Genomic DNA, 19,645 nt, shown 5'->3' with positions numbered 1-19,645 from the left:
AGACGCGCGGGATCCGATCCCCGCGGCGTCCCGCGGCATCGGACGGGCCTGGTCCCCGGCCGGTGCCGTCTTTCTCGTCGCGATGTCTTCGCGGCGCCCCGATCCTGCGACTCCGTGTTAGCGGTCTCGGACGAGGCTTTCGGCCTCCGGAACCCGCATCACCGCCGTGGCCTTCCAGCCGCCCCCCGCCTCGTAGTGGGCGGGTCCGCAGGTCGCTCAGGGTCGGCCCAGACCCGGGTCGGCGCGGGGGCATTTCCGCACCCCGCCGGGCAAAGGGCCGCCCGGTCTCACGCCCGCATCCGAGACACGCCCCGTACCGGCACGCCGCCCGGGGCGATGGCGGCTGAGAGCCACCGACGCGGGCACCGCCCTGTCGCCCCGAGCCCGCCCGGTCAGCCACCGGGACGGCCCCGAACCGAGCGCTGCGGGATCACCCCCGCGGCGCCGGGGAACAGGTGGCGGCTAATGAGCACAAAATAGGAACATTGTCAAGAAGGGGCGCGCAAGCGGAGGCGTTCGAGCCTTGCTCGGACGCCCAAATTTCCACCCCGTCATTCCGGGACCGCGCAACGGAGCCCCGGAATGACGGGGTGGCAGCCTGCAGCCGTTATTTCGCCGATCGATGACAGATCTAGGAAATCGCGAGGTTTGTTAGCGAGAATCTCCATCGTGCGGTTGTCCTGGCCGGGATCGCGGGTTCACCCGACGTAGGGCCGGTGGCCCGGTGCGTGGCCGTCTTGAGGGAGCCGTCCGGTGCGAAAACTCGCCATCCTGGGCCTCGGCGCGATGGGCCGTCCCATCGCCCGCAATCTCGCCGCCAAGCGCGAGGGCGCATCCGAGACGATCGTCGCGGTGGATCCCGATCCTTCGCGTCTCGCGGGTCTCGAAGCGCCGGGACTCGTCGCAACGGCGGACCCCAGGGCGATCGACGGCGCCGAAGTGCTGTTCCTGTGCCTGCCGAACGGCACCGTGGTCGAGGCGGCCCTGTTCGGCGGCGATCGTCTCGCCGAGCGGCTGGCGCCGGGGGCGATCGTGTTGGATCTCAGCACCATAGCGCATGCCCAGGCTCTGGCGATCGGCCGCGCCCTGGAGGCGACCGGGCGGCGTTTCGTCGATGCCCCGGTCTCCGGGGCGCCGGCCGGCGCGGAGGCCGGGACGCTCACCGTGATGTGCGGCGGCGATGCGGAGAGCGTCGCGTCCGTGCGCCCGTTCCTGGAGCGGATCGGCACCAGCGTCCTGCATATGGGGCCGGTCGGGGCCGGCCAGCTCACCAAGACGATCAACAACGTGCTCTACGACATCAACATCGCGGCGCTCGCCGAGGTGCTGCCGATGGCCGTGGCCATGGGGCTCGATCCCGAGCGAGTCGCCGAGGTGGTCACCACGGGGACAAGCCGGAGCTACGCGGCGCAGTATTTCGTGCCGCGCATCCTCCGGGGACGCTTCGACGAAGGCTACCCCCTGGGCGCGGCCTACAAGGATCTCGTCGCCGCGGCGGCGATCTCGGCCGAGCGCGGCTTCCCGATGCCGGTCACGGCCGCCGCCACCGCCACCTACCAGACGGCCCTGCGCCAGGGGCACGGCGACAAGGACAAGGGCGCGATGGTGCTGCCGTTCGAGGATCTGCTCGGGGTGACGGTCCGGGCGCGGGGCTAGGCGCCGCCTGACCCCTACTCCGCCGGCTCCGTCTCCGGCACGGCCCCGAGTCCCGCCGCGCGTCCGGCGCGGACCGGCAGCACCGGCGCGTCGGCCCGCTGGAGCACCTCCAGCGCCGCGTCCGCCTCCCGCTGGCGGTCCCAGAGCGCCGCGTAGACGCCGCCCGCCTCCAGCAACTCGGCATGGGTGCCGCGCTCGACGATGCGGCCGTGGTCGAGCACCAGGATCGCGTCGGCGTTCACCACCGTGGACAGCCGGTGGGCGATCACCAGGGTGGTGCGGCCCCGGCTGACCCGGTCCAAGGCCGACTGGATCTCGGCCTCGGTGAAGGAATCGAGCGCCGAGGTCGCCTCGTCGAGCACGAGGATCGGCGGGGCCTTCAGGATCGTGCGGGCGATGGCGACCCGCTGCTTCTCGCCGCCCGACAGCTTCAGGCCGCGCTCGCCCACCGGGGTGTCGTAGCCCTCGGCCAGGCCCGACACGAACCGGTCGATCTGGGCGAGCTGGGCCGCCGCGCGCAGCTCGGCGTCGGTGGCCTCGGCGCGGCCGTAGCGGATGTTGTAGCCGATCGTGTCGTTGAACAGCACCGTGTCCTGCGGGACCATGCCGATCGCCGCCCGCAAGCTCGCCTGCGTCACCGCGGCGATGTCCTGCCCGTCGATGCTGATCCGGCCGGCCGACGGCTCGTAGAACCGGAACAGCAGGCGCGAGAGCGTCGACTTCCCGGCTCCCGAGGGGCCGACCACCGCCACCGTCTGGCCGGCCGGGATCTCGAAGGAGACGCCGCGCAGGATCGGCCGCTCGGGGGTGTAGGCGAAGCGCACGTCCTCGAACCGCACCGTGCCGCCCGTGACCTTGAGCGGCCCGGCGCCCGGCCGGTCGGCGATCTCGGGGTTCTGCCCGAGGATGCGGAACATGTCGTCGATGTCGATCAGCGCCTGTTTGATCTCCCGGTAGATCATGCCCATGAAGTTCAGCGGCATCGACAGCTGCACCAGCATGGTGTTGGCGAGCACGAAGCCGCCGATCGTGGTGCGCCCGGCCAGGATGTCCCGGGCTGCGAGCCACATCACGGCGGTCATCCCCAAAGTGAAGATCACCGCCTGGCCGGCGTTGAGCACGGCGAGCGAGACGTAGGTCTGGGTCGAGGCTTTTTCGTACTTGGCCATCGAGACGTCGTAGCGGGCGGCCTCCCGGGCCTCCGCGCCGAAGTACTTCACCGTCTCGTAGTTGAGCAGCGAATCGACCGCCTTGGTGTTGGCGTCGGTGTCCGACGCGTTCATCCGGCGGCGGATGGCGATCCGCCACTCGGTCGCCTTGTAGGTGAAGCCGAGATAGGCCGCGACCGTGAGGAACGCGGTCGCCGCGTAGGACCAGTCGAACTCGTAGGCCAGCACGCCGAGCACCAGCACGAACTCGACGATGGTCGGCACCAGGGTCAGCACCATCAGGCGCGACAATTCCTCGATGCCGGCGCGGCCGCGCTCCAGAACCCGGGTGAGGCCGCCGGTCTTGCGCTCCAGGTGGAAGCGCAGGGACAGGCGGTGCATGTGCTCGAAGGTCTGGAGCGCGAGGCGCCGCACCGCGTGCATCGCCACCTTGGCGAACAGCCCGTCGCGCACCTGGGTGAGCGCCGACATCGCGATCCGCGAGACCCCGTAGAGGGCGATCAGCAGCATCGGGGCGGCGAGGAGCCCCGTGGGCGTCGGCGCATCCTTGCCCCCCACGGCGGCGACCAGCGCGTCGGTGATCCACTTGAAGGTGAAGGGCGTCACCATGGTCACGAGCTTGGCCGCCAGCAGCAGCCCGAAGGCCAGGAACACCCGGCGCTGCAGGTCGGGCCGGCCATGCGGCCAGAGATGCGGCCACAGGCGGCGATAGGTGGCGATCAGGCCGGGGCGCTCGGCGGGAGGGCGCCCACTCTGGAGCGTCGGCCCGGCCGGGGGCGCGGTGTGGTCGGTCATGGGGGAATCTGTACCGGATACGGAAGGTCTGCCCCGCATATAGGCAAGGCGGCGGTCCGGATCATCCGCGGAGCTGAAGCGCGAGGACGCGGCGGCTCGACACGTGGCGCTGCGGCGCCTCGCCTGCGCGGAGGACGATCAGGTCGTCGAGTGACCGGCCGCTCAGCCGCGCTTGTCGGTCGGCAGGACGAAGATCTGGCCCGGATAGATCAGGTCCGGGTCGCGGATCTGGTTCTGGTTGGCGTCGTAGATCACCGTATAGCGCTCGCCGCGGCCGTAGGTGCGCTGGCTGATCCGCCAGAGACTGTCGCCGCGGGTGATCTTGGCCGTGGTGATCTCGGGCACGAAGACCGCGCCGGCCCGTGCCGGGGCGCCCGTCTCCGCGGCATCCCGGCTGAGCGCGGAGGGCATGTCCGCCGCGCCGGGGCCTGTGGCCTCCGGCCGGGGCATGCCCGCCGCCGGCGCCCCCTGCCCGCTCCCGGGGGCGGGCGTACCGGACGGTCCCGGACCGGCGGGCTCGCGGGCGGCGATGCGGGCCGGCTCTGGCACCGAGAACGGCACCTCGGCGCGGGCCCCGACCCGGCCGGTCCCCGGCTCGATCTGGTCGATGCGCACCTGATACTGGCCGGGCTTGACCCCGCGGCCGATCGTGAAGTTCGCCCGGCCGTCCGGGCCGACGCTGCCCGGGGCGATCAGCGTGTCGTTGAGGTAGAGCCGGAGCTTCGCGCCCGGCGTCCCGGTCGCCGTCACGAACAGCCGGCCGTTCTCCTGCACGTCGACGCTGACGATCCGGGCGGCCTGCGCCTTGCCGTGGGGCGCCTTGGCATCCGCCGGCTTCCCTTGCGGCGGTGCGCCCGCGACCTTGGGCCCCGGGCCCGACGCCGCGGGCTCGCCCGGCTGGGACAGCACCACGGTCGCGGCGTCCGGGGCGGTGAGAGCCACCAGGGGCTGGCGGTCGCGGCCCGGAGCCACGTTCACCGCCACGCTCTGGCTCGACGTGGACGCGCGCCCGTCCTTGCCGGTCATGCGCAGCCGGATCTCGCTGGAGCCCGCGGGCAGAGCCGGCGGCACGATGGCGAACTGCCCGTTCGCGTCGGTGGTCGCCCGGGCCACCGGCTTGCCGTCGACCAGCATCTCGACCACGGCGTCCGGCGCCCCGCGCCCGGCCACCACCGCGTCGCCGTTCGGCTCGACCCGGACGATGTCGAAGCGCGGCGCCTCGGCCGCGTCGGGCGCGGCCGGCGGTTGTCCGTCGGCGGCCCCGCCGCCCGCCGGCGGGGCGTCGCGCGGGGGCGTGTCGGTCGATGGGAGCGCGGCGGATTTGGTGTCGCCGGGCTTGGTGTTCCCCGGCCTCGTTTCGCCCGACGAGGCCTGTCCCGGCTTGTCGTCGCGGAAATCGATCGGCGGACCGCCGGGTCCGGCCGTCGTCCCGGGGTCGGTCAGGGTTCGCAGGCTGCCGTTGGGTGCGACGGCGGCGGGCGGCTCCGCCTCGTGCCGGCCGATCATCCGCCGCAGGGACTCTCCGCCGAACAGAGCCAGCACGAGGCCGAGACCGCCCAGGAGGCCGGCGAGCGCCAGGGCGAGACTGCGTCGCACCCGTCTCGACATCGCCACGAAGGCCTCCCCTGATACGCCTGCCGCCCGGCGAGCGGGCCGCCTGCCCGCTCGAAAACCGTCGACTGCGCCGCCCATAATACCGTACATGGTCCCGACACCAAGCCGTCCCGCCGCCCAGGCGGGGGAATCCCACGCGAATTCAGCAGTTTGGCCCGTGGAGTGCCGGGCGTGGGACTCTCTCCCGACGGCGCGCCGCGGATGCACGATGGAGGGCGCCGGATGGCCCCGGTGAGGACAGTCTGTGTCTATTGCGGCTCCGGCTTCGGCGGAGACCCGGTGTTCCGCGAGGCCGCGCAGCTCCTCGGGACGGCGCTCGCGCAGGCCGGGATGGGCCTCGTCTACGGCGGCGGCGATGTGGGCCTCATGGGCACGGTGGCCCGCGCCGCGCTCGCGGCCGGCGGCCACGTCACCGGCATCATCCCCGACTTCCTCCAGGCGCGCGAGCACATGCTCGACGACGTGCAGGAGACCGTGGTGGTCCCCGACATGCACACCCGCAAGCGCCTGATGTTCGAGCGCTCGGACGCCTTCGTGACCCTGCCCGGCGGCATCGGCACCCTGGAGGAGCTGGTCGAGCAGCTCACCTGGGCGCAACTCGGGCGGCACCGGAAGCCGGTGGTGCTGGTGTCGGTGGCCGATTTCTGGGCGCCGCTGCTGGCCCTGTTCGAGCACATGCGCGGCCACGGCTTCATCCGCGAGGGGCTCGATCTGAGCTACCTCGTCGCCCGGGACGCGGGCGCCGTCGTGCCGATGCTGCGCGAGGCCGGCCACGAGCCGGATCCCCAGGCCGAGGGGATCGTGCGGGAACGGATGTGAGGCGAAGCTGGGGGCGTCCGCCGCACCACGCGGCGGCGATGCGGGCAGGCCCCGCCCGTGACGTCAGAGGCGGGGCCCGCCGGGATTCCGCCCCGGGCTCGGCGTGAGAGGCCGCTCCGCGACGGGGCTGTCCGCCGGGAGCCGCAGGAGACATCCGAGGATGCGTGTTCCGACCCTGGCGGCTCTGTCGCTCGCCCTCCTCTCAGCCGCGGCGTCGGCGGAAGGGCCGCCCGTGCTCCAGACCCTCGACTACGCCAACACCCGCTATTCCGACCTCGACCGGATCGATGCCGGCAACGTCTCGCGCCTGAAGGTCGCCTGGACCTTCTCCACCGGCGTGCTGCGCGGGCACGAGGGCGCGCCGATCGTGGTCGGGCACGTCATGTACGTGCACACCCCGTTCCCCAACGTGGTGTACGCCCTCGACCTCGACCGGGACGGCCGGATTCTGTGGCGCTACGCCCCGCGGCAGGATCCCAACGTCATCGCGGTGATGTGCTGCGACACGGTCTCCCGCGGCCTCGCCTATGCGGACGGACGGCTGTTCCTGCAGCAGGCCGACACGAATGTGGTCGCCCTCGATCCGGAGACGGGCCGGGTGCTGTGGTCCGTGCAGAACGGCGACCCGGCCCGCGGCGAGACCAACACCGCCACGGTCCTGCCGGTGCACGGCAAGCTCATCGTCGGGATCGCGGGGGGCGAGTACGGGGCGCGCTGCCACGTCACCGCCTACGATCAGGCGACGGGCCGGCGCCTCTGGCGCGCCTACGCCACCGGGCCGGATGCCGACATGCTGGTCGACCCGGAGACGACCACGGAGCTCGGGCGCCCGATCGGCCGGGATTCCTCCCTGAAGAGCTGGGAGGGCGACCAGTGGAAGACGGGCGGCGGCTGCAGCTGGGGCTGGTTCGCCTACGACCCGGATCTGAACCTCGTCTATTACGGCACCGGCAATCCCTCGACCTGGAACCCGGCCCAGCGCCCCGGCGACAATCGCTGGGCCATGGCGATCATCGCCCGCGACGCCGATACCGGGATGGCCCGCTGGGTCTACCAGATGACGCCCCACGACCAGTGGGACTACGACGGCGTCAACGAGATGATCCTCACCGAGCAGGTGATCGACGGGCACCCCCGGAAGGTGCTCACGCATTTCGACCGGAACGGCTTCGGCTACACGATCGACCGCGCCACCGGCGCGCTGCTGGTGGCCGAGAAATTCGACCCCAGCGTCAACTGGGCCAGCCGGATCCCCCTGGACCCGGCCGCCCCCGATTACGGCCGGCCCGTGGTCGACAAGCGCTACGCCCCGGGCGAGGCCGACGAGGACGAGACCACAAAGAACATCTGCCCGGGGGCGCTGGGCGCCAAGAACCAGCAGCCCGCCGCCTATTCGCCGGTGACGCGCCTGTTCTACGTGCCGACCAACCACATGTGCATGGATTACGAGGCCTTCCGGGTGACCTACACCCCGGGCCAGCCCTATGTCGGCGCGACGCTGACCCTGCACCCGCCGGAGGGCTCGGACCGGACCGGCGCCTTCATCGCCTGGGACGGCGCGAAGGGCCGGATCGCCTGGACGATCCCGGAAGCCTTCTCGGTCTGGTCGGGGGCGCTCGCCACCGCGGGGAACGTGGTCTTCTACGGCACGCTGGAGGGCTATCTGAAGGCCGTGGACGCCCGGGACGGACGCGAACTCTACCGGTTCAAGACGCCGTCGGGCATCGTCGGCAACGTCACCACCTACCTGCATGACGGACGGCAATACGTGGCGGTTCTGTCCGGAATCGGCGGCTGGGCGGGAATCGGGCTGGCGGCCGGGCTCACGGATCCGGCCGACGGCTCGGGGGCGGTGGGCGGCTACGCGGCGCTGTCGCAATACACCGCGGCGGGGGGGCAGTTGACGGTGTTCGCGCTGCCGGAGTGACGTGCGCGGCTCGCGCCCGGGGAGGGTCCTGCCCGTGATCGCGCGCGGCGACCCGGGACCAGCGCCGATGTCGGCGGGGTTGCCGCGCCTTCGGGTCGTGAGGACCCGCGCCCTCGCGCCTGCCATCGTTCGCGGAAACGGCAGACGCGAGGCGTTCGTCATTGCACGATGTCTTCGGAAAATCGGCTCCTGCTTTCCCGCATCATGCTGCGAGCCAGGCTTCGTCCAAGCGCCCTACTTCGCCAGCATCGGGCAGCCGCCCTCGCTCATCGGCCGGAACGCCTGCTCGGCGGGGATCGTCTCCAGCACCTTGTAGATGTCCCACTCACCCTTCGACTCGGCGGGCGCCTTGGCCTCGAACAGGTACATCGGGTGGATCTTGCGCCCGTCCGGCCGGATCGTGCCCTTGCCGAACAGGGGATCGTCGGTGGGCATCTCCTTCATCTTGGCGACGACGGCGGCGCCGTCCTTGGCGGAGTGCAGGGCCGCCACCGCCTTCAGGTAGTGCAGCGTGCCGGCATAGACGCCGGCCTGGTACGAGGTCGGCTTCTTGCCGGGCATGCGCTGCTCGTAACGCTCCGCGAAGGCGCGGGTGCCGTCGTTGAGGTCCCAGTAGAACGAGGCGGTGAACACGAGGCCCTGCGCCACGTCGAGGCCCAGGGAGTGGATGTCCGTCTCGGCGATCAGCAGGCCGGCGAGGGTCTGGCCGCCCTGGCGGATGCCGAACTCGTGCGCCTGCTTGATCGCGTTGACCGCGTCGAGGCCGGCATCGGCCAGGCCGATCACCTGGGCGCGGGACGCCTGCGCCTGGAGGAGGAACGAGGAGAAGTCCGGGTTCGGGAACGGCGTGCGCACGCCGCCCAGGACCTTGCCGCCGTTCTTCTCGACCACGGCCTTGGTGTCGCGCTCCAGGGCGAGCCCGAAGGCGTAGTCGGCGGTGATGAAGTACCAGGTCTTGCCGCCGCGCTTGAGAATGGCCTTGCCGGTGCCGTTGGCCATGGCGGCCGTGTCGTAGGTCCAGTGAACGGTGTTGGGCGTGCAGGCCGGGCCGGTCAGGTCCGCGGTGCCGCCGCCCGAGTTGATGAACGCCTTGTTCTTCTCCTTGGTGATCTGGGCGACGGCGAGCGCCACCGACGAGGTCGGCACGTCGAACACCGCGTCGACGCCGTCGCGGTCGTACCATTGCCGGGTGATCGAGGCGCCGACATCGGGCTTGTTCTGGTGGTCGGCGGCGATCACCTCGACCTTCAGCCCGTGCGCCTCCGGCTTGAAGTCCTCCACCGCCATGCGGGCGGCCACCACCGAGCCCTCGCCGCCGGAATCGAAGTAGACGCCGGAGCGGTCGTTCAGCACGCCGATCTTCACCGGCACGAGATCGGCCGCCAGGGCCGCCCCGGCACCCAGCGCGCACAGAGTCCCTATCAGCCGCGCGAGATGGTGGCGGACCGGCATGTCTCTCTCCCTGTGTGTTTCACCCGGCGGCGTTGTTCGCCGCTCGAGCGTCGTCCGAGGACAGCTTAGTCGGCCTGGATCGGGGCCGATACGGGCGGGTGAGAGGATGCGGGCGATCCGTCAGGCGCGTGCGGCTCTCAACCTCACCCAGGCGGGGCCAGCCCGAAGATCGCCCGCGCCTCGTCGGGGGTCGCCGGTTCGCGGTCGAGATGGGACAGCAGGCTCACCGCCTTGTCCACCAGGGCCGCGTTGCTCGGCGCGAGCGTCCCGCGGGACAGGTACAGGTTGTCCTCTAGCCCGACCCGGACGTTGCCGCCCATCCCGGCGGCCACCGCCAGGATCGGGAATTCCTGGCGGCCGATGCCGAAGGCCGACCAGACTGCGTCCTCCGGCAGCCGGGCCCGCATCGCCACCAGCGCCTCGGCCGTCGCCGGCGCCCCCCAGGGGATGCCGAGGCAGATCTGGAACAGCGGCGGCCGCGCCAGGTGCCCCTCGGCGATAAGGTGCCGGGCCAGCTCGATCTGCCCGAGATCGAACACCTCGATCTCGGGCTTCACCCCGGCCGCGCGGATCTGCCCCGCCATGGCCCGCAGGTGGGCGGGGGTGTTGAGGAACAAGTGCTCGCCGAAATTCATCGTCGCGATGTCGAGGGTGCAGATCTCCGGTTTGAGCGCCGCCACGTGCCGGGTACGGGCCTCCGGCGCCACGAAGGTGGTGCCCGGGCCGGCGATGGCCGGGTCGGGATCGCCCGGGACGAACCGGCCCCCGGGCCCGGTGGTGAGGTTGAGGATCACGTCGGCGTTCCGCTCGCGCACGCGCTCGACCACCTCGCGGTAATGGGCCAGCTCCATGCTGGGCGCGGCGGTCTCGGGATCGCGGACATGGATGTGGACCACCGCCGCCCCGGCCGAGGCCGCCTCCAGGGCCGAGGCCGCGATGGCCTTCGGGCTCACCGGCACCGCCGGGTTCTTGCCGGCCGTGTCGAACGAGCCCGTGAGCGCGCAGGTGATGACGGTCTTGCTCGACATCGTGTCCTCCTCGGCCCTCAGATCGCCCCGCCGTCGACCGTGATGGTCTCGCCGGTGATGTAGCCCGCGCCGGCGGCCAGGAAGAAGATCGTCTCGGCGATGTCCTCGGGCCGGGCCATGCGGCGGAGCATCGTGCGCTCGACCGTCGCGGCCTTGCGCTCGTCCGGCCAGGAGGCCGTCCAGGGGGTGGCGACGAGGCCCGGGGCCACCGCGTTGACGCGCACGTCGGGGGCCAGCGCCCGGGCGAGGCTGCGGGTGAGGTTGATCAGCCCGGCCTTGCTCGCCGAATAGGCGATCGAGGAGCCCCGCCGCCCGAGCCCGGCCACCGAGGCGGTGTTGACGATCGCCCCCCGGCTCGTCCGGAGGGCCGCGGCCGCGGCGCGGGAACAGCGATACGGGCCGAGCAGGTTCGTCGCCAGGATCTCGGCCCAGAACGCCTCGGTCATCGCGTCGAGATCCTCGAAGGCGATCGGCGCGGCGGTGCCCGAGGTGCCGGCGTTGTTGACCAGCACGTCGAGGCCGCCGAGGGCCTCGATCCCGGCCGCCACCATCGCCTCGGCGGCGTCGGCCTGCGCGACGTCCCCGGGCAGCGCGACCACCGACAGGCCCTCGCCGGCCAGCCGGGCGGCCTCCGCGGGGCCGCGGGGATCGTCGGGCAGGTGGTTCAGCGCCACGCGGGCGCCGTTGCGCGCGAACATCGCCGCCGTCGCGAGCCCGATGCCCGAGGAGGCGCCGGTGACCAGGACGCGCCGTCCGGACAGGTCGGCTCCGATCATGTTCCCTCCATCCGGCCGATCCCGGCCATCGCGTGCTTCAGCGCCAGGAGCTTGCGGTCGCGCTCGCGGAACAGCTCCGCGGGGTCGCGGCCGCCCCAGTCGAAGTAGCCCCGTCCGGCCATCACCCCGGTCCGGCCCTCGGCGCAGAGCGCCTCGAGGGTCTCGGACCGGGACCGGGCGGGCGGCGGCGCGTAGCTGGCATTCGCCAGCGCGCGCTGCGTCAGTTCCAGGCCGGTGAAGTCGGCCTTGGCGAGGTGGCCGAGGATCGGGATGCGGAGCGACAGCCCGTGGATCACCGCGTCGTCGATCTCCCGGGGCGAGGCGACCCCCTCGTCGAGCAGCCGGAACACCTCGGCGCTGATCGCCGACTGGATGCGGTTGGCGACGTAGCCCGGGATGAAGCGCTTCAGCACGATCGGCACCTGCCCGAGGCCGAGCACGAGGTCGCGCATCGCCTCGATCACGGCCGGATCCGTGCCGGGCCCCGGGACCACGTCGACGAGGTCGATGATGTAGGGCGGCGTGTACCAGTGCATGACCAGCGCCCGGGCCTGCCGGGAATCGGGGATCAGCGGGAACACGTCGAGGTAGCTGGTGTTGCTGGCCAGGATCGCGTCGGCCGGGCAGATCCGGTCGAGCTCGGAGAAAAGCGCCCGCTTGGCCTCGGGGTTCTCGGTGATCGCCTCGATGACCAGGCCGGCCCCCGCCACCGTCGGTTCCAGCTCAGCCTCGACCCGGACGGCCTGCGCCAGCCGCGCGGCATCCCAGCCCTCAGGGGCCGCGCCCGCCTCCTGCAGGGTCGCCAGCGCCGAGGCCATGAGGACGGGCACCGCGGCGCGCGTCCGGGCCTGCGTGTCGGTGATCCGCACGCCGTGCCCGCCCAGCGCCAGCACCAGCGCGATGCCGTGCCCCATCAGGCCGCCGCCGATGACCGCGATCTCCGCCATGCCGCGTTCTCCCTCAGACTGTCGCGATCGGCGTCACCGGCGAGCCGACCGCGCCGGGCAGGCGTAGCGGCGGAGCGGTGAGCAGGAAGCGGTTCCGCCCGTGCGCGCGCAGCCAGTCGGCGAGCGGCGTCAGGTGCCACAGCTCGCCGAGATTGACCCCGAGCTTGAACAGGCAGTGCTCGTGGAGCGGCAGCGTGGCGCAGCAGGCGGGCCCTGGCCCGGCCGGGTAGGCCTCCACGGCGTAGTTGTCGGCGATCAGCGCGCACAGGCCGGAGCGGGTGATCCAGTCGAGCAGCGCCGGATCCCGGCCGTCGAGCCCGGCGCAGAGATTGTGGACCTGCTTCGGGTCCGGGTCGCCGCCCATGGCGATCAGCCGCTCGGCGAAACCCGTGTGCAGGCAGACCATGTCGCCGGGCTCGACCACGACGCCGTCGGCCTCGAGGATCCGGGCGAGCCGGTCGTAGCCGACCTTGGCCTTGGCGTCGCCGAGATGGGCGCGCAGGTCGATCATCACGGCCCGGCCCTGCATGCCCACCTCGGCCAGCCGCTCGATCCCGAGGCGCCGCGCCCGGGACGGCTGGTCGGCGGTCTCGGGGGTGCTCGGCCCGACGATGTCGCGGCCGCCGCGGAAGCCGTTGTAGAAGGTCGGCGCCGCCCCCGCGCCGTCCGCGTCGTAGAGCGCGCCGACATGGGCCAGCGAATCCCACTGCGTCGAGTATTGCAGGTGGATCAGCGCGCGGTCGTCGCAGATCACGTCGGTGGCCCCGTCGACCTCCTCGCAGACCGGGAAGTTCATGTTCGGCCGGCCGTTGGCGCGCCGGGTCGGGGTGATCTGCGGCGGATGGCGCCGGGGGTTCAGGACGTTGCCGCCCGGTAGGTCGAGGGGCAGGCTGAGGCAGAAGGTCAGGCCCTCGCGCACCTCGGCGACGCCCTGGCGCACCTTCTCGGGGGTCAGCAGGTTCAGGCGCCCGAGCTCGTCGTCGGGGCCGAAATCCCCCCAGGTCGAGCCCTCGGGCCGGCGGGTCCAGCGAAGGCTCACGGATTGCGTCCCCGGCATGGCCGGGCGCCGCGGCCCGGGAGGAGCCCGGGCACGGCCGAGCGTGCGTTTCTCACCTGTCTGCGCCCTTCTTCGAGGCCGTCGAGCCCGCCTTGGGCGGGGCTGGACGAAGCCTAGGCCCGGAGGGCCGGGCTCGAAAGCCCGGGTGCGGACAGGGCGGGCTTCCTGAAACCCGCCGCGGTCTCAGTTCTTGCGGATGAGCGGTTCGGCCGGGGGCGCGGCGGCTGCCATCGGGAAGGGCACGATCACGCGAAACCAGCCCCGGGTCTCCTCGTTGTGCTCGCGGCGCCCCGCGCGGTCGAGCGTGTCGCGGGCCGCGATCTCGCGCGTGACGAAGGTCTGCAGGATGACCCGTCCGAAATCGTAGCCCACGAGGCCGCCGGCGGCGACGTTCCCCTCCCGCTGGAACCGCGCGAACAGCCGGTCGCGGCGGTTCACCGGCAGGTCGGTGTAGCCGAACGCCACGGCGCCGATCTCGAAATGCCCGAACTTCTTGGTGGCGGTCAGGTCGAGGTTGAGCTGGTCGGCCAGCGGGAGCGGGCCGATCGCCGCCCCGATCGGGCCGCCGAACCGGCCATGCTCGTCGAACGGACGGTTGTAGGTGAGGATCGCCGAGAGGTTGAGGGTGCCGTCGCCCACATAGGTCGCACCGACGCGCTGAGTCAGCGTGGCCGAACTCGCGGCCGGGATCAGCGGCGTGCCCCGCAGGCCAAGCCCCACCGAGCCGCGGTCGCCGACCGGCAGATAGGCGCCGGCGATGTAGGACACGCCGAGCCCGCCGCCGAGATTCCAGGCGAAGATGTTGCCTAGGAACGGGGTGTAGAAGACGCTCACATCTCTGTTCGGGATCGGGGCCGGGAAGCGGGTGTTGATGAACACCGACGGGAACGCGACCACCGGCTCGATCCGGGCGCCGAAGATTTTCAGCGGCGAAGCGTAGATCACGAACGGGATGTTGACGCCGATAGCGGCGGCGTCGCGGCGGTCCGCCCGTCCCCAGCTGAACGTGTCGAACGCGTAGAAGCCCTCCGGCAGCGGCAGGCCCGGCGCAAGGCCGACCTGCTCCCCTGGCTGCGTCACGGCCGCGGCGTCGGCTTGGCCGGTCACCGCCAGGAACAAGGTGACCGTGGCCAGAGCCGCGGTCGCTATCTGTCTCAGCATGGCGTTCCCCCTCCCGACGCTCCGCGGCGCACCTGCTGCCGGGTCCGGTAGGGACCGATCGCGACACCATGTTCCTGTGCTGAGGCTGGACTCCGATGCGGCCGCGCAGGGTGACGGGCGCGGATCGCAGTCGAAACGGCGCGGCATGTTGCCGAGGTGCAACATGCCGCGCGCCGGGGAGATCGCGCAGCCAACGACTGGCCGGAAACGTCACCAGCCCCGGGCCGCCCGCCCCTTGTGATCCGCCGGACGCCGGCTAGAGTCGGCCGCAAGCCCGCGAATAAAAAATTCGGGCGTGACGAAAGAGGAAACGCCGATGTCCGAGACCGCGCGCGCTGTCGTCAGGCGCGTTCAGATCCGGCGCCTGCTGCCCGCTCTGCTGGCGGCTGGATCCATGCTCGCGGGACCGGCGCGTGCCGCGGACCCGATCAAGATCGGCGTGATCGCGGAAGCGCAGTCGGTGGCCGGCGCCTCGATCCCGCAGGCGGTGCAACTCGCCGCCGACGAGATCAACGCCAAGGGCGGGGTCGACGGCCGGCAGATCCAGGTCGTCACCTACGACGACAAGAGCTCGGCCTCCGACGCGGTGCGCGCCTTCCAGCGCGCGGTCTCGGAGGACAAGGTCAACCTCGTCATCGCCAGCTACATCTCCGAGGTGGTGCTCGCCCTGATGCCCTGGGCGGCGCGGCTCAAGACCCCGATGATCACCCCGGGCGCGGCCTCCAACGAGATCAGCGTGAACGTCCACAAGGACTACGCGCGCAACAAGTACACCTTCCACGGGTACCTGACCTCGCATGCTCTCGCGCAGGCGGTCTGCGATTCGGCCAAGGACGTCCTGGTCGGGCGCCTGAAGGCCAAGACGGCGGCGATCATGAGCGAGGACGCGGCCTGGACCCGCCCGCTCGACGCCGCCTACGAGGAGTGCCTGCCGAAATCGGGGCTGAAGGTTGTGGAGCATGTCCGCTTCTCGCCGGACACGGGGGACTTCACGCCGATCTACAACAAGATCGAGGCGGCCAAGCCGGACCTGATCGTCACCGGCATCGCCCATGTCGGCGTACAGCCGACCGTGCAGTGGCAGAACCAGCAGGTGCCGATCGCCATGACCGGCATCAGCGGCCAGGCGACCTCCTCGACCTTCTGGGCCAACACCAACGGCGGCACGCAGGGCGTGCTGTTCGACAGCGTGGCGCTGCCGGGCGTGGCGCTGACCGAGAAGACGATCCCGTTCGCCGAGGCCTTCACCAAGCGCTTCGGCGGGGCACCGTCCTACGCGGGCTACATGGCGTATGACGCGACGTATTACGTGGCGGACGCGATCAGGCGGGCCGCCTCCACGGAGGCCGACAAGCTCGTGGACGCCCTGGAGAAGACCGACTGGGTCGGCACCGTCGGGCACCTCAAGTTTTACGGCAAGGACGAGCCCTTCACGCACTCGGTCCAGTACGGCCCCGGCCTGATGACCAGCGTGCTCGGCCAGTGGCAGAACGGCAAGCAGGTCGCGATCTGGCCCGCGGAGGTGGCCAACGGGGCGATGGTCCTTCCGCCCGCGGTCAAGGCGGCGGTCCAGTAGTCCGGCGGGGAGAGCGCGATGATCGGGCTCCAGATCCTCGTCGACGGCTTCGCGATCTCGGCGCTCTACGCGCTGGGCGCGATGGGCTTCACCCTGATCTTCGGCGTGTCGGGGGTCCTCAACCTCTCGCACGGGGCGCTGATGGTGATGGCCGCGGTCGCGGCCTGGGCGGCCTCCGCGCTCTTCGGCCTCGGCTCCTACGCGGGGGCGGCGATCGGCGTCCTGTGCGGGCTTGCCGCCGCGCTGGTGACCTATTTCGCGATCGTCGCGCCGATCGAGCGCAGCCGCGCCATTCCGCGCGAGGAAAAGGAGATCTTCGTGCTCACCGGCACGCTGCTCTGGGGGATCATGATCCAGGAGCTGGTGGCCTACTTCTTCACCGACAACCCGAAGACGGTGCTGCCGATCGTCGAGGGCGTGATCGAGATCGCCGGGGTGCGGACCCCGAAGAACGAGATCTTCACCGCGGTGATCTGCTGGGTCGTGATCGCCCTGCTGTGGCTGTTCGTGAACCGGGCGCGGGCCGGCAAGGTCCTGCTCGCCGCCTCGATGAACCCGCGCGGGGTGACGCTGCTCGGCCACGACATGGCCCGGATCTACGTCGCGGTCTGGGCGATCTACGGGCTGCTCGCCGGGATCGCGGGCGTGCTGCTCGGGATGTTCCTGGGCGTCTCCTCCTATTCGGTGGGGCCGCTCACGGCGAGCGCCTTCTCGATCGTGGTGCTGGGGGGCTTGGGCAGCGTCACCGGCTCGCTGATCGCCGCCTACGTAGTCGGCTATCTCGAGACCGCCACCGCCTATCTGGTTTCGCCGGCCTACCGGGTGATCCCGGCGCTGCTGCTGCTGGTGGCGGTCATGTACCTGCGCCCGCAGGGCCTGCTGGGGCGGCGGTGATGGGATTCTTGGGACTTTTCCGCCGGTCCGAGTGGGAAGCGCGCGACCTCCGCAGCTGTCCCTCCCCCCTCTGCGGGGGAGGGTGGCCCGCGGATCGGGTCGGGAGAGGGGCAGCGCGACGATGCAGAATCTCGCGCCCGTCGCGACCGTTCCGGACGCCGCGCTCCCCTCTCCCGACCCGGCCTGACGGCCGGCCCACCCTCCCCCGAAGAGGGGGGAGGGACACGCGTGGAGCCCTTGTGTCCTCATGAAGCTGCTCACCACCCCCGGCTTCTGGGCCGCCCTCCTCGCCCTCGCGGTGGCCGCGTTCCTGCCCTTGTGGGTCTCCGGCTACATCCTCGGCCTCCTGACCATCGCGTACTATTTCGGCGTGTTCGCCATGGCCTGGGACCTGCTCTTCGGCTTCGCCGGCGAGGTCAATTTCGGCCCGACCTTCCTGATCGGCCTCGGGGCCTACGGCGCCGGCATCCTCAACAACCGCTACGAGCTGCCGATCCCCTACTGCCTCGCGGCGGGCACCCTGCTGGCGGTGGTCGGCGGCCTGGCGCTCGCGCTGCCGGCGCTCAAGGTGCGGGGCCCCTATTTCGGGCTGATCACCCTGGTCGCGGTGCTGCTCCTGCAGAACATGATCGTGGTGTTCTCCGGCCTGACGGGCGGCGAGATCGGGCTCACCGTGCCCGACGTCATCTCCATCGACGCCGACACCAACTACTGGATCGCGCTGGGCTTCATGGCCCTCTCTGGGCTGATCCTCACGGCCATCGCCCGCTCGCCCGCGGGGCTGATCCTCCAGGCCGCCGGCCAGGATCCGGTGGTGACCGGGGCGCTCGGCTTCAACGTCGCCAAGCACAAGCTCGCGGCCTTCGCGGTCAGCGCCGCCTTCTCGGGCCTCGCGGGGGGGCTGGTGGTCTTCTACATGGGCACCGCCTCGGTGGGCACGCTGATCGACACGGCGGTGGGCGTGCAGGTGATCATCGCGGCGGTGCTGGGCGGACGCCGGACCATCGTGGGCGCCGCGCTCGGGGCTGTGTTCCTGATCGCGGCGGGCGAGCTGCTGCGGCCACTCGGCGCGCTCTCGACCTTCGTGGTCTCGGCGGTGGCGCTGCTCGTCATCCTGTTCGTGCCCTCGGGGCTGCTCGGCCTCGCATCCGTCCGGAGAGCGCGATGACCGTCGCCGTCAGGCCCACGCCGCCCCGCGCCGTATCGGCCGCTCCGGCCGAGCCCTGCCTCACCGTGCGCGGCCTGACCAAGCGCTTCGGCGGTTTGGTCGCCGTCAAGGACATCGACCTCGACCTGCGGCCCGGAGAGATCCTGGGCCTGATCGGGCCGAACGGCTCGGGCAAGTCCACCGTGATGAAGCTGATCATGGGCCTGGAGCGGCCGAGCGCCGGCTCGATCCGCCTCGACGGCGCTGAGATCGGCGGGCTGCCGGCCCACCGGGTGGCGCGCTCGGGCATCGGCCTCGTGTTCCAGCACGCCCGGCCGCTCCAGCGGCAGACCGTTCTGGAGAACATCAGCCTCGCGCTCCTGCCCGACAGCCTGATCCGGCTCGCCGCGGATCCCCACGTGGCGCGCCGCGCGAAGGAGATCGCCGAGCGCGTCGGCCTCGGCGCCGTGGTCGACCGGCGGCCGGGCACCCTGCCCTTCGCCGACCTGCGCCGGCTGGAACTCGCCAAGGCCATCGCCCGCGATCCCCGGGTCGTGCTGGTGGACGAGCCCTTCGCCGGCCTCACCGGGGGCGAGGTCGCCGCCTTCTCCGAGCTGATCCGGGGGTTCCGCGACGAGGGCAAGGCCGTGCTCCTCGTCGACCACAACGTGAAGAGCGTCGCGGCCCTCGTGGACCGGGTGTTCGCCATGTATCTCGGCGAGCGCATCGCCGAGGGCTCGGCCGAAGCCGTGATGGCCGACCCGACCGTGCGCCGGGTCTATCTCGGCGGCAGCATCGAGACGGCGGCCCGGCCCGAGGCCGCGTTCAAGCCGGATTCGCTCCTCACGGTCGAGAACGTCGACGTGCTCTACGGCAAGGCGCAGGCGCTCCGCGGCGCCGCGATCCACGTCCACGAGGGCGAGTTCGTCTCGGTGGTGGGCTTGAACGGCGCCGGCAAGACCACCCTGTTCAACGCCATCTCGGGCCTCGTCCCGCATACGGGCACGATCCGGTTCGACGGCCGGGACCTCGCCCAGATGAAGCCCGCCGCCATCGCCCGGGCCGGCATCGTCCAGGTGCCCGAGACCCGGGAGCTGTTCGGCGATCTCAACGTCCGCGAGAATCTCGATCTCGGCGGGCAGCATTTCCCGAAGGCCGAGAGCGCCAAGCAGCGCGAATGGCTCTACGAGCTCTTCCCGATCCTCAAGGCCCGCGAGGGCCAGACCGCCCGCACCCTCTCGGGCGGCGAGCAGCAGATGCTGACCATCGCCCGCGCCCTGATGATGCGTCCGCGCCTCCTGATCCTCGACGAGCCGACGCTCGGCCTCGCCCCGGTGATCCTGGAGCTGCTGTCGAAGGCGCTGGAGCGCCTGCGCCAGACCACGCCGATCACGGTCCTGCTGGGCGAGCAGAACGTCACCTTCGCGCTCCCCCATGCCGACCGGGTCTACGTCCTGGAACAGGCCCGCATCGTCTGGGAAGGTCCGCCGGACCGCTTCGCCGGCGAGATGGGGGCGCAGTATCTGTGAGGGCGGCCTGGAGAACGGAAACCGTCAGATACGCACGTTTCCTTCCCCCTTCGCGGGGGGAATGAGTAGCCGGAGGCAACCCCCGGCTCGCGCAAGCT

15 protein-coding genes are annotated in these 19,645 nt (G+C 71.6%); 7 read left to right on the top strand and 8 right to left on the bottom strand.

Going from position 1 to position 19,645, the window contains the following annotated elements; all coding sequences use genetic code 11:
• The first annotated feature begins 753 nt into the window (after positions 1 to 753).
• Positions 754 to 1,656, top strand: coding sequence for an NAD(P)-dependent oxidoreductase (locus Q8W67_RS10220; RefSeq protein ID WP_305544676.1), 903 nt, complete (start codon positions 754 to 756; stop codon positions 1,654 to 1,656).
• A 14-nt stretch (positions 1,657 to 1,670) separates the two neighbouring features.
• On the opposite strand, the gene Q8W67_RS10215 is transcribed toward Q8W67_RS10220, so the two are convergent.
• Positions 1,671 to 3,620 carry an ABC transporter ATP-binding protein/permease gene (locus Q8W67_RS10215; protein WP_305544673.1) on the bottom strand — a complete coding sequence of 650 codons (1,950 nt, stop codon included), beginning with the start codon at positions 3,618 to 3,620 and terminating at the stop codon, positions 1,671 to 1,673.
• A gap of 162 nt (positions 3,621 to 3,782) precedes the next feature.
• Complete coding sequence (locus Q8W67_RS10210; RefSeq protein WP_305544712.1) at positions 3,783 to 5,228, bottom strand: LysM peptidoglycan-binding domain-containing protein; 1,446 nt, start codon at positions 5,226 to 5,228, stop codon at positions 3,783 to 3,785.
• A gap of 228 nt (positions 5,229 to 5,456) precedes the next feature.
• On the opposite strand from Q8W67_RS10210, the gene Q8W67_RS10205 reads away from it, so the two are divergent.
• Both Q8W67_RS10205 and Q8W67_RS10200 read left to right on the top strand, forming a co-directional pair.
• Positions 5,457 to 6,053 carry a TIGR00730 family Rossman fold protein gene (locus Q8W67_RS10205; protein WP_305544670.1) on the top strand — a complete coding sequence of 199 codons (597 nt, stop codon included), beginning with the start codon at positions 5,457 to 5,459 and terminating at the stop codon, positions 6,051 to 6,053.
• Positions 6,054 to 6,213: 160 nt separating this feature from the next.
• Positions 6,214 to 7,980, top strand: a complete 1,767-nt coding sequence (locus Q8W67_RS10200) for a methanol/ethanol family PQQ-dependent dehydrogenase (protein WP_305544667.1) — start codon at positions 6,214 to 6,216, stop codon at positions 7,978 to 7,980.
• 234 nt (positions 7,981 to 8,214) lie between these two features.
• Here Q8W67_RS10200 and Q8W67_RS10195 read toward each other — a convergent pair whose 3' ends face one another.
• The 6 genes from Q8W67_RS10195 to Q8W67_RS10170 form a co-directional block, all read right to left on the bottom strand.
• A complete protein-coding gene (locus Q8W67_RS10195; protein ID WP_305544664.1) occupies positions 8,215 to 9,432 on the bottom strand; it encodes an ABC transporter substrate-binding protein in 1,218 nt (405 codons plus the stop codon).
• Between the two features lie 143 nt (positions 9,433 to 9,575).
• Entirely contained in the window at positions 9,576 to 10,460 is an 885-nt protein-coding gene (locus Q8W67_RS10190; RefSeq protein ID WP_305544661.1) for a 3-keto-5-aminohexanoate cleavage protein, read from the bottom strand.
• Positions 10,461 to 10,477: 17 nt separating this feature from the next.
• Positions 10,478 to 11,236: an SDR family NAD(P)-dependent oxidoreductase gene (locus tag Q8W67_RS10185; protein ID WP_305544659.1), complete on the bottom strand. Its 759-nt coding sequence runs from the start codon at positions 11,234 to 11,236 to the stop codon at positions 10,478 to 10,480.
• Positions 11,233 to 12,183: a 3-hydroxyacyl-CoA dehydrogenase family protein gene (locus Q8W67_RS10180; protein ID WP_305544656.1), complete on the bottom strand. Its 951-nt coding sequence runs from the start codon at positions 12,181 to 12,183 to the stop codon at positions 11,233 to 11,235. The genes Q8W67_RS10185 and Q8W67_RS10180 overlap by 4 nt, the downstream gene beginning before the upstream one ends.
• A 13-nt stretch (positions 12,184 to 12,196) precedes the next feature.
• Positions 12,197 to 13,222, bottom strand: coding sequence for a cyclase family protein (locus Q8W67_RS10175; protein WP_305544653.1), 1,026 nt, complete (start codon positions 13,220 to 13,222; stop codon positions 12,197 to 12,199).
• A 201-nt stretch (positions 13,223 to 13,423) separates the two neighbouring features.
• Positions 13,424 to 14,401: a transporter gene (locus Q8W67_RS10170; protein WP_305544650.1), complete on the bottom strand. Its 978-nt coding sequence runs from the start codon at positions 14,399 to 14,401 to the stop codon at positions 13,424 to 13,426.
• A gap of 316 nt (positions 14,402 to 14,717) precedes the next feature.
• Here Q8W67_RS10170 and Q8W67_RS10165 point away from each other — a divergent pair, with 316 nt between their 5' ends.
• The 4 genes from Q8W67_RS10165 to Q8W67_RS10150 all read left to right on the top strand — a co-directional run bounded on the left by Q8W67_RS10165 (position 14,718) and on the right by Q8W67_RS10150 (position 19,547).
• Entirely contained in the window at positions 14,718 to 15,977 is a 1,260-nt protein-coding gene (locus tag Q8W67_RS10165; RefSeq protein ID WP_305544647.1) for an ABC transporter substrate-binding protein, read from the top strand.
• An 18-nt stretch (positions 15,978 to 15,995) separates the two neighbouring features.
• Positions 15,996 to 16,871 (top strand): branched-chain amino acid ABC transporter permease, encoded by an 876-nt coding sequence (locus Q8W67_RS10160; protein WP_305544645.1) that lies wholly within the window; start codon positions 15,996 to 15,998, stop codon positions 16,869 to 16,871.
• A 247-nt stretch (positions 16,872 to 17,118) separates the two neighbouring features.
• Entirely contained in the window at positions 17,119 to 18,039 is a 921-nt protein-coding gene (locus tag Q8W67_RS10155) for a branched-chain amino acid ABC transporter permease (protein ID WP_305544642.1), read from the top strand.
• Positions 18,036 to 19,547, top strand: coding sequence for an ATP-binding cassette domain-containing protein (locus Q8W67_RS10150; RefSeq protein ID WP_305544639.1), 1,512 nt, complete (start codon positions 18,036 to 18,038; stop codon positions 19,545 to 19,547). Before Q8W67_RS10155 ends, Q8W67_RS10150 begins: the two co-directional genes overlap by 4 nt.
• Positions 19,548 to 19,645 lie beyond the last annotated feature (98 nt).

The sequence above is a fragment of the Methylobacterium sp. NEAU K genome, from assembly GCF_030700285.1.
Lineage (GTDB): Bacteria > Pseudomonadota > Alphaproteobacteria > Rhizobiales > Beijerinckiaceae > Methylobacterium.
This window is presented reverse-complemented; position numbering and strand designations above follow the sequence as displayed.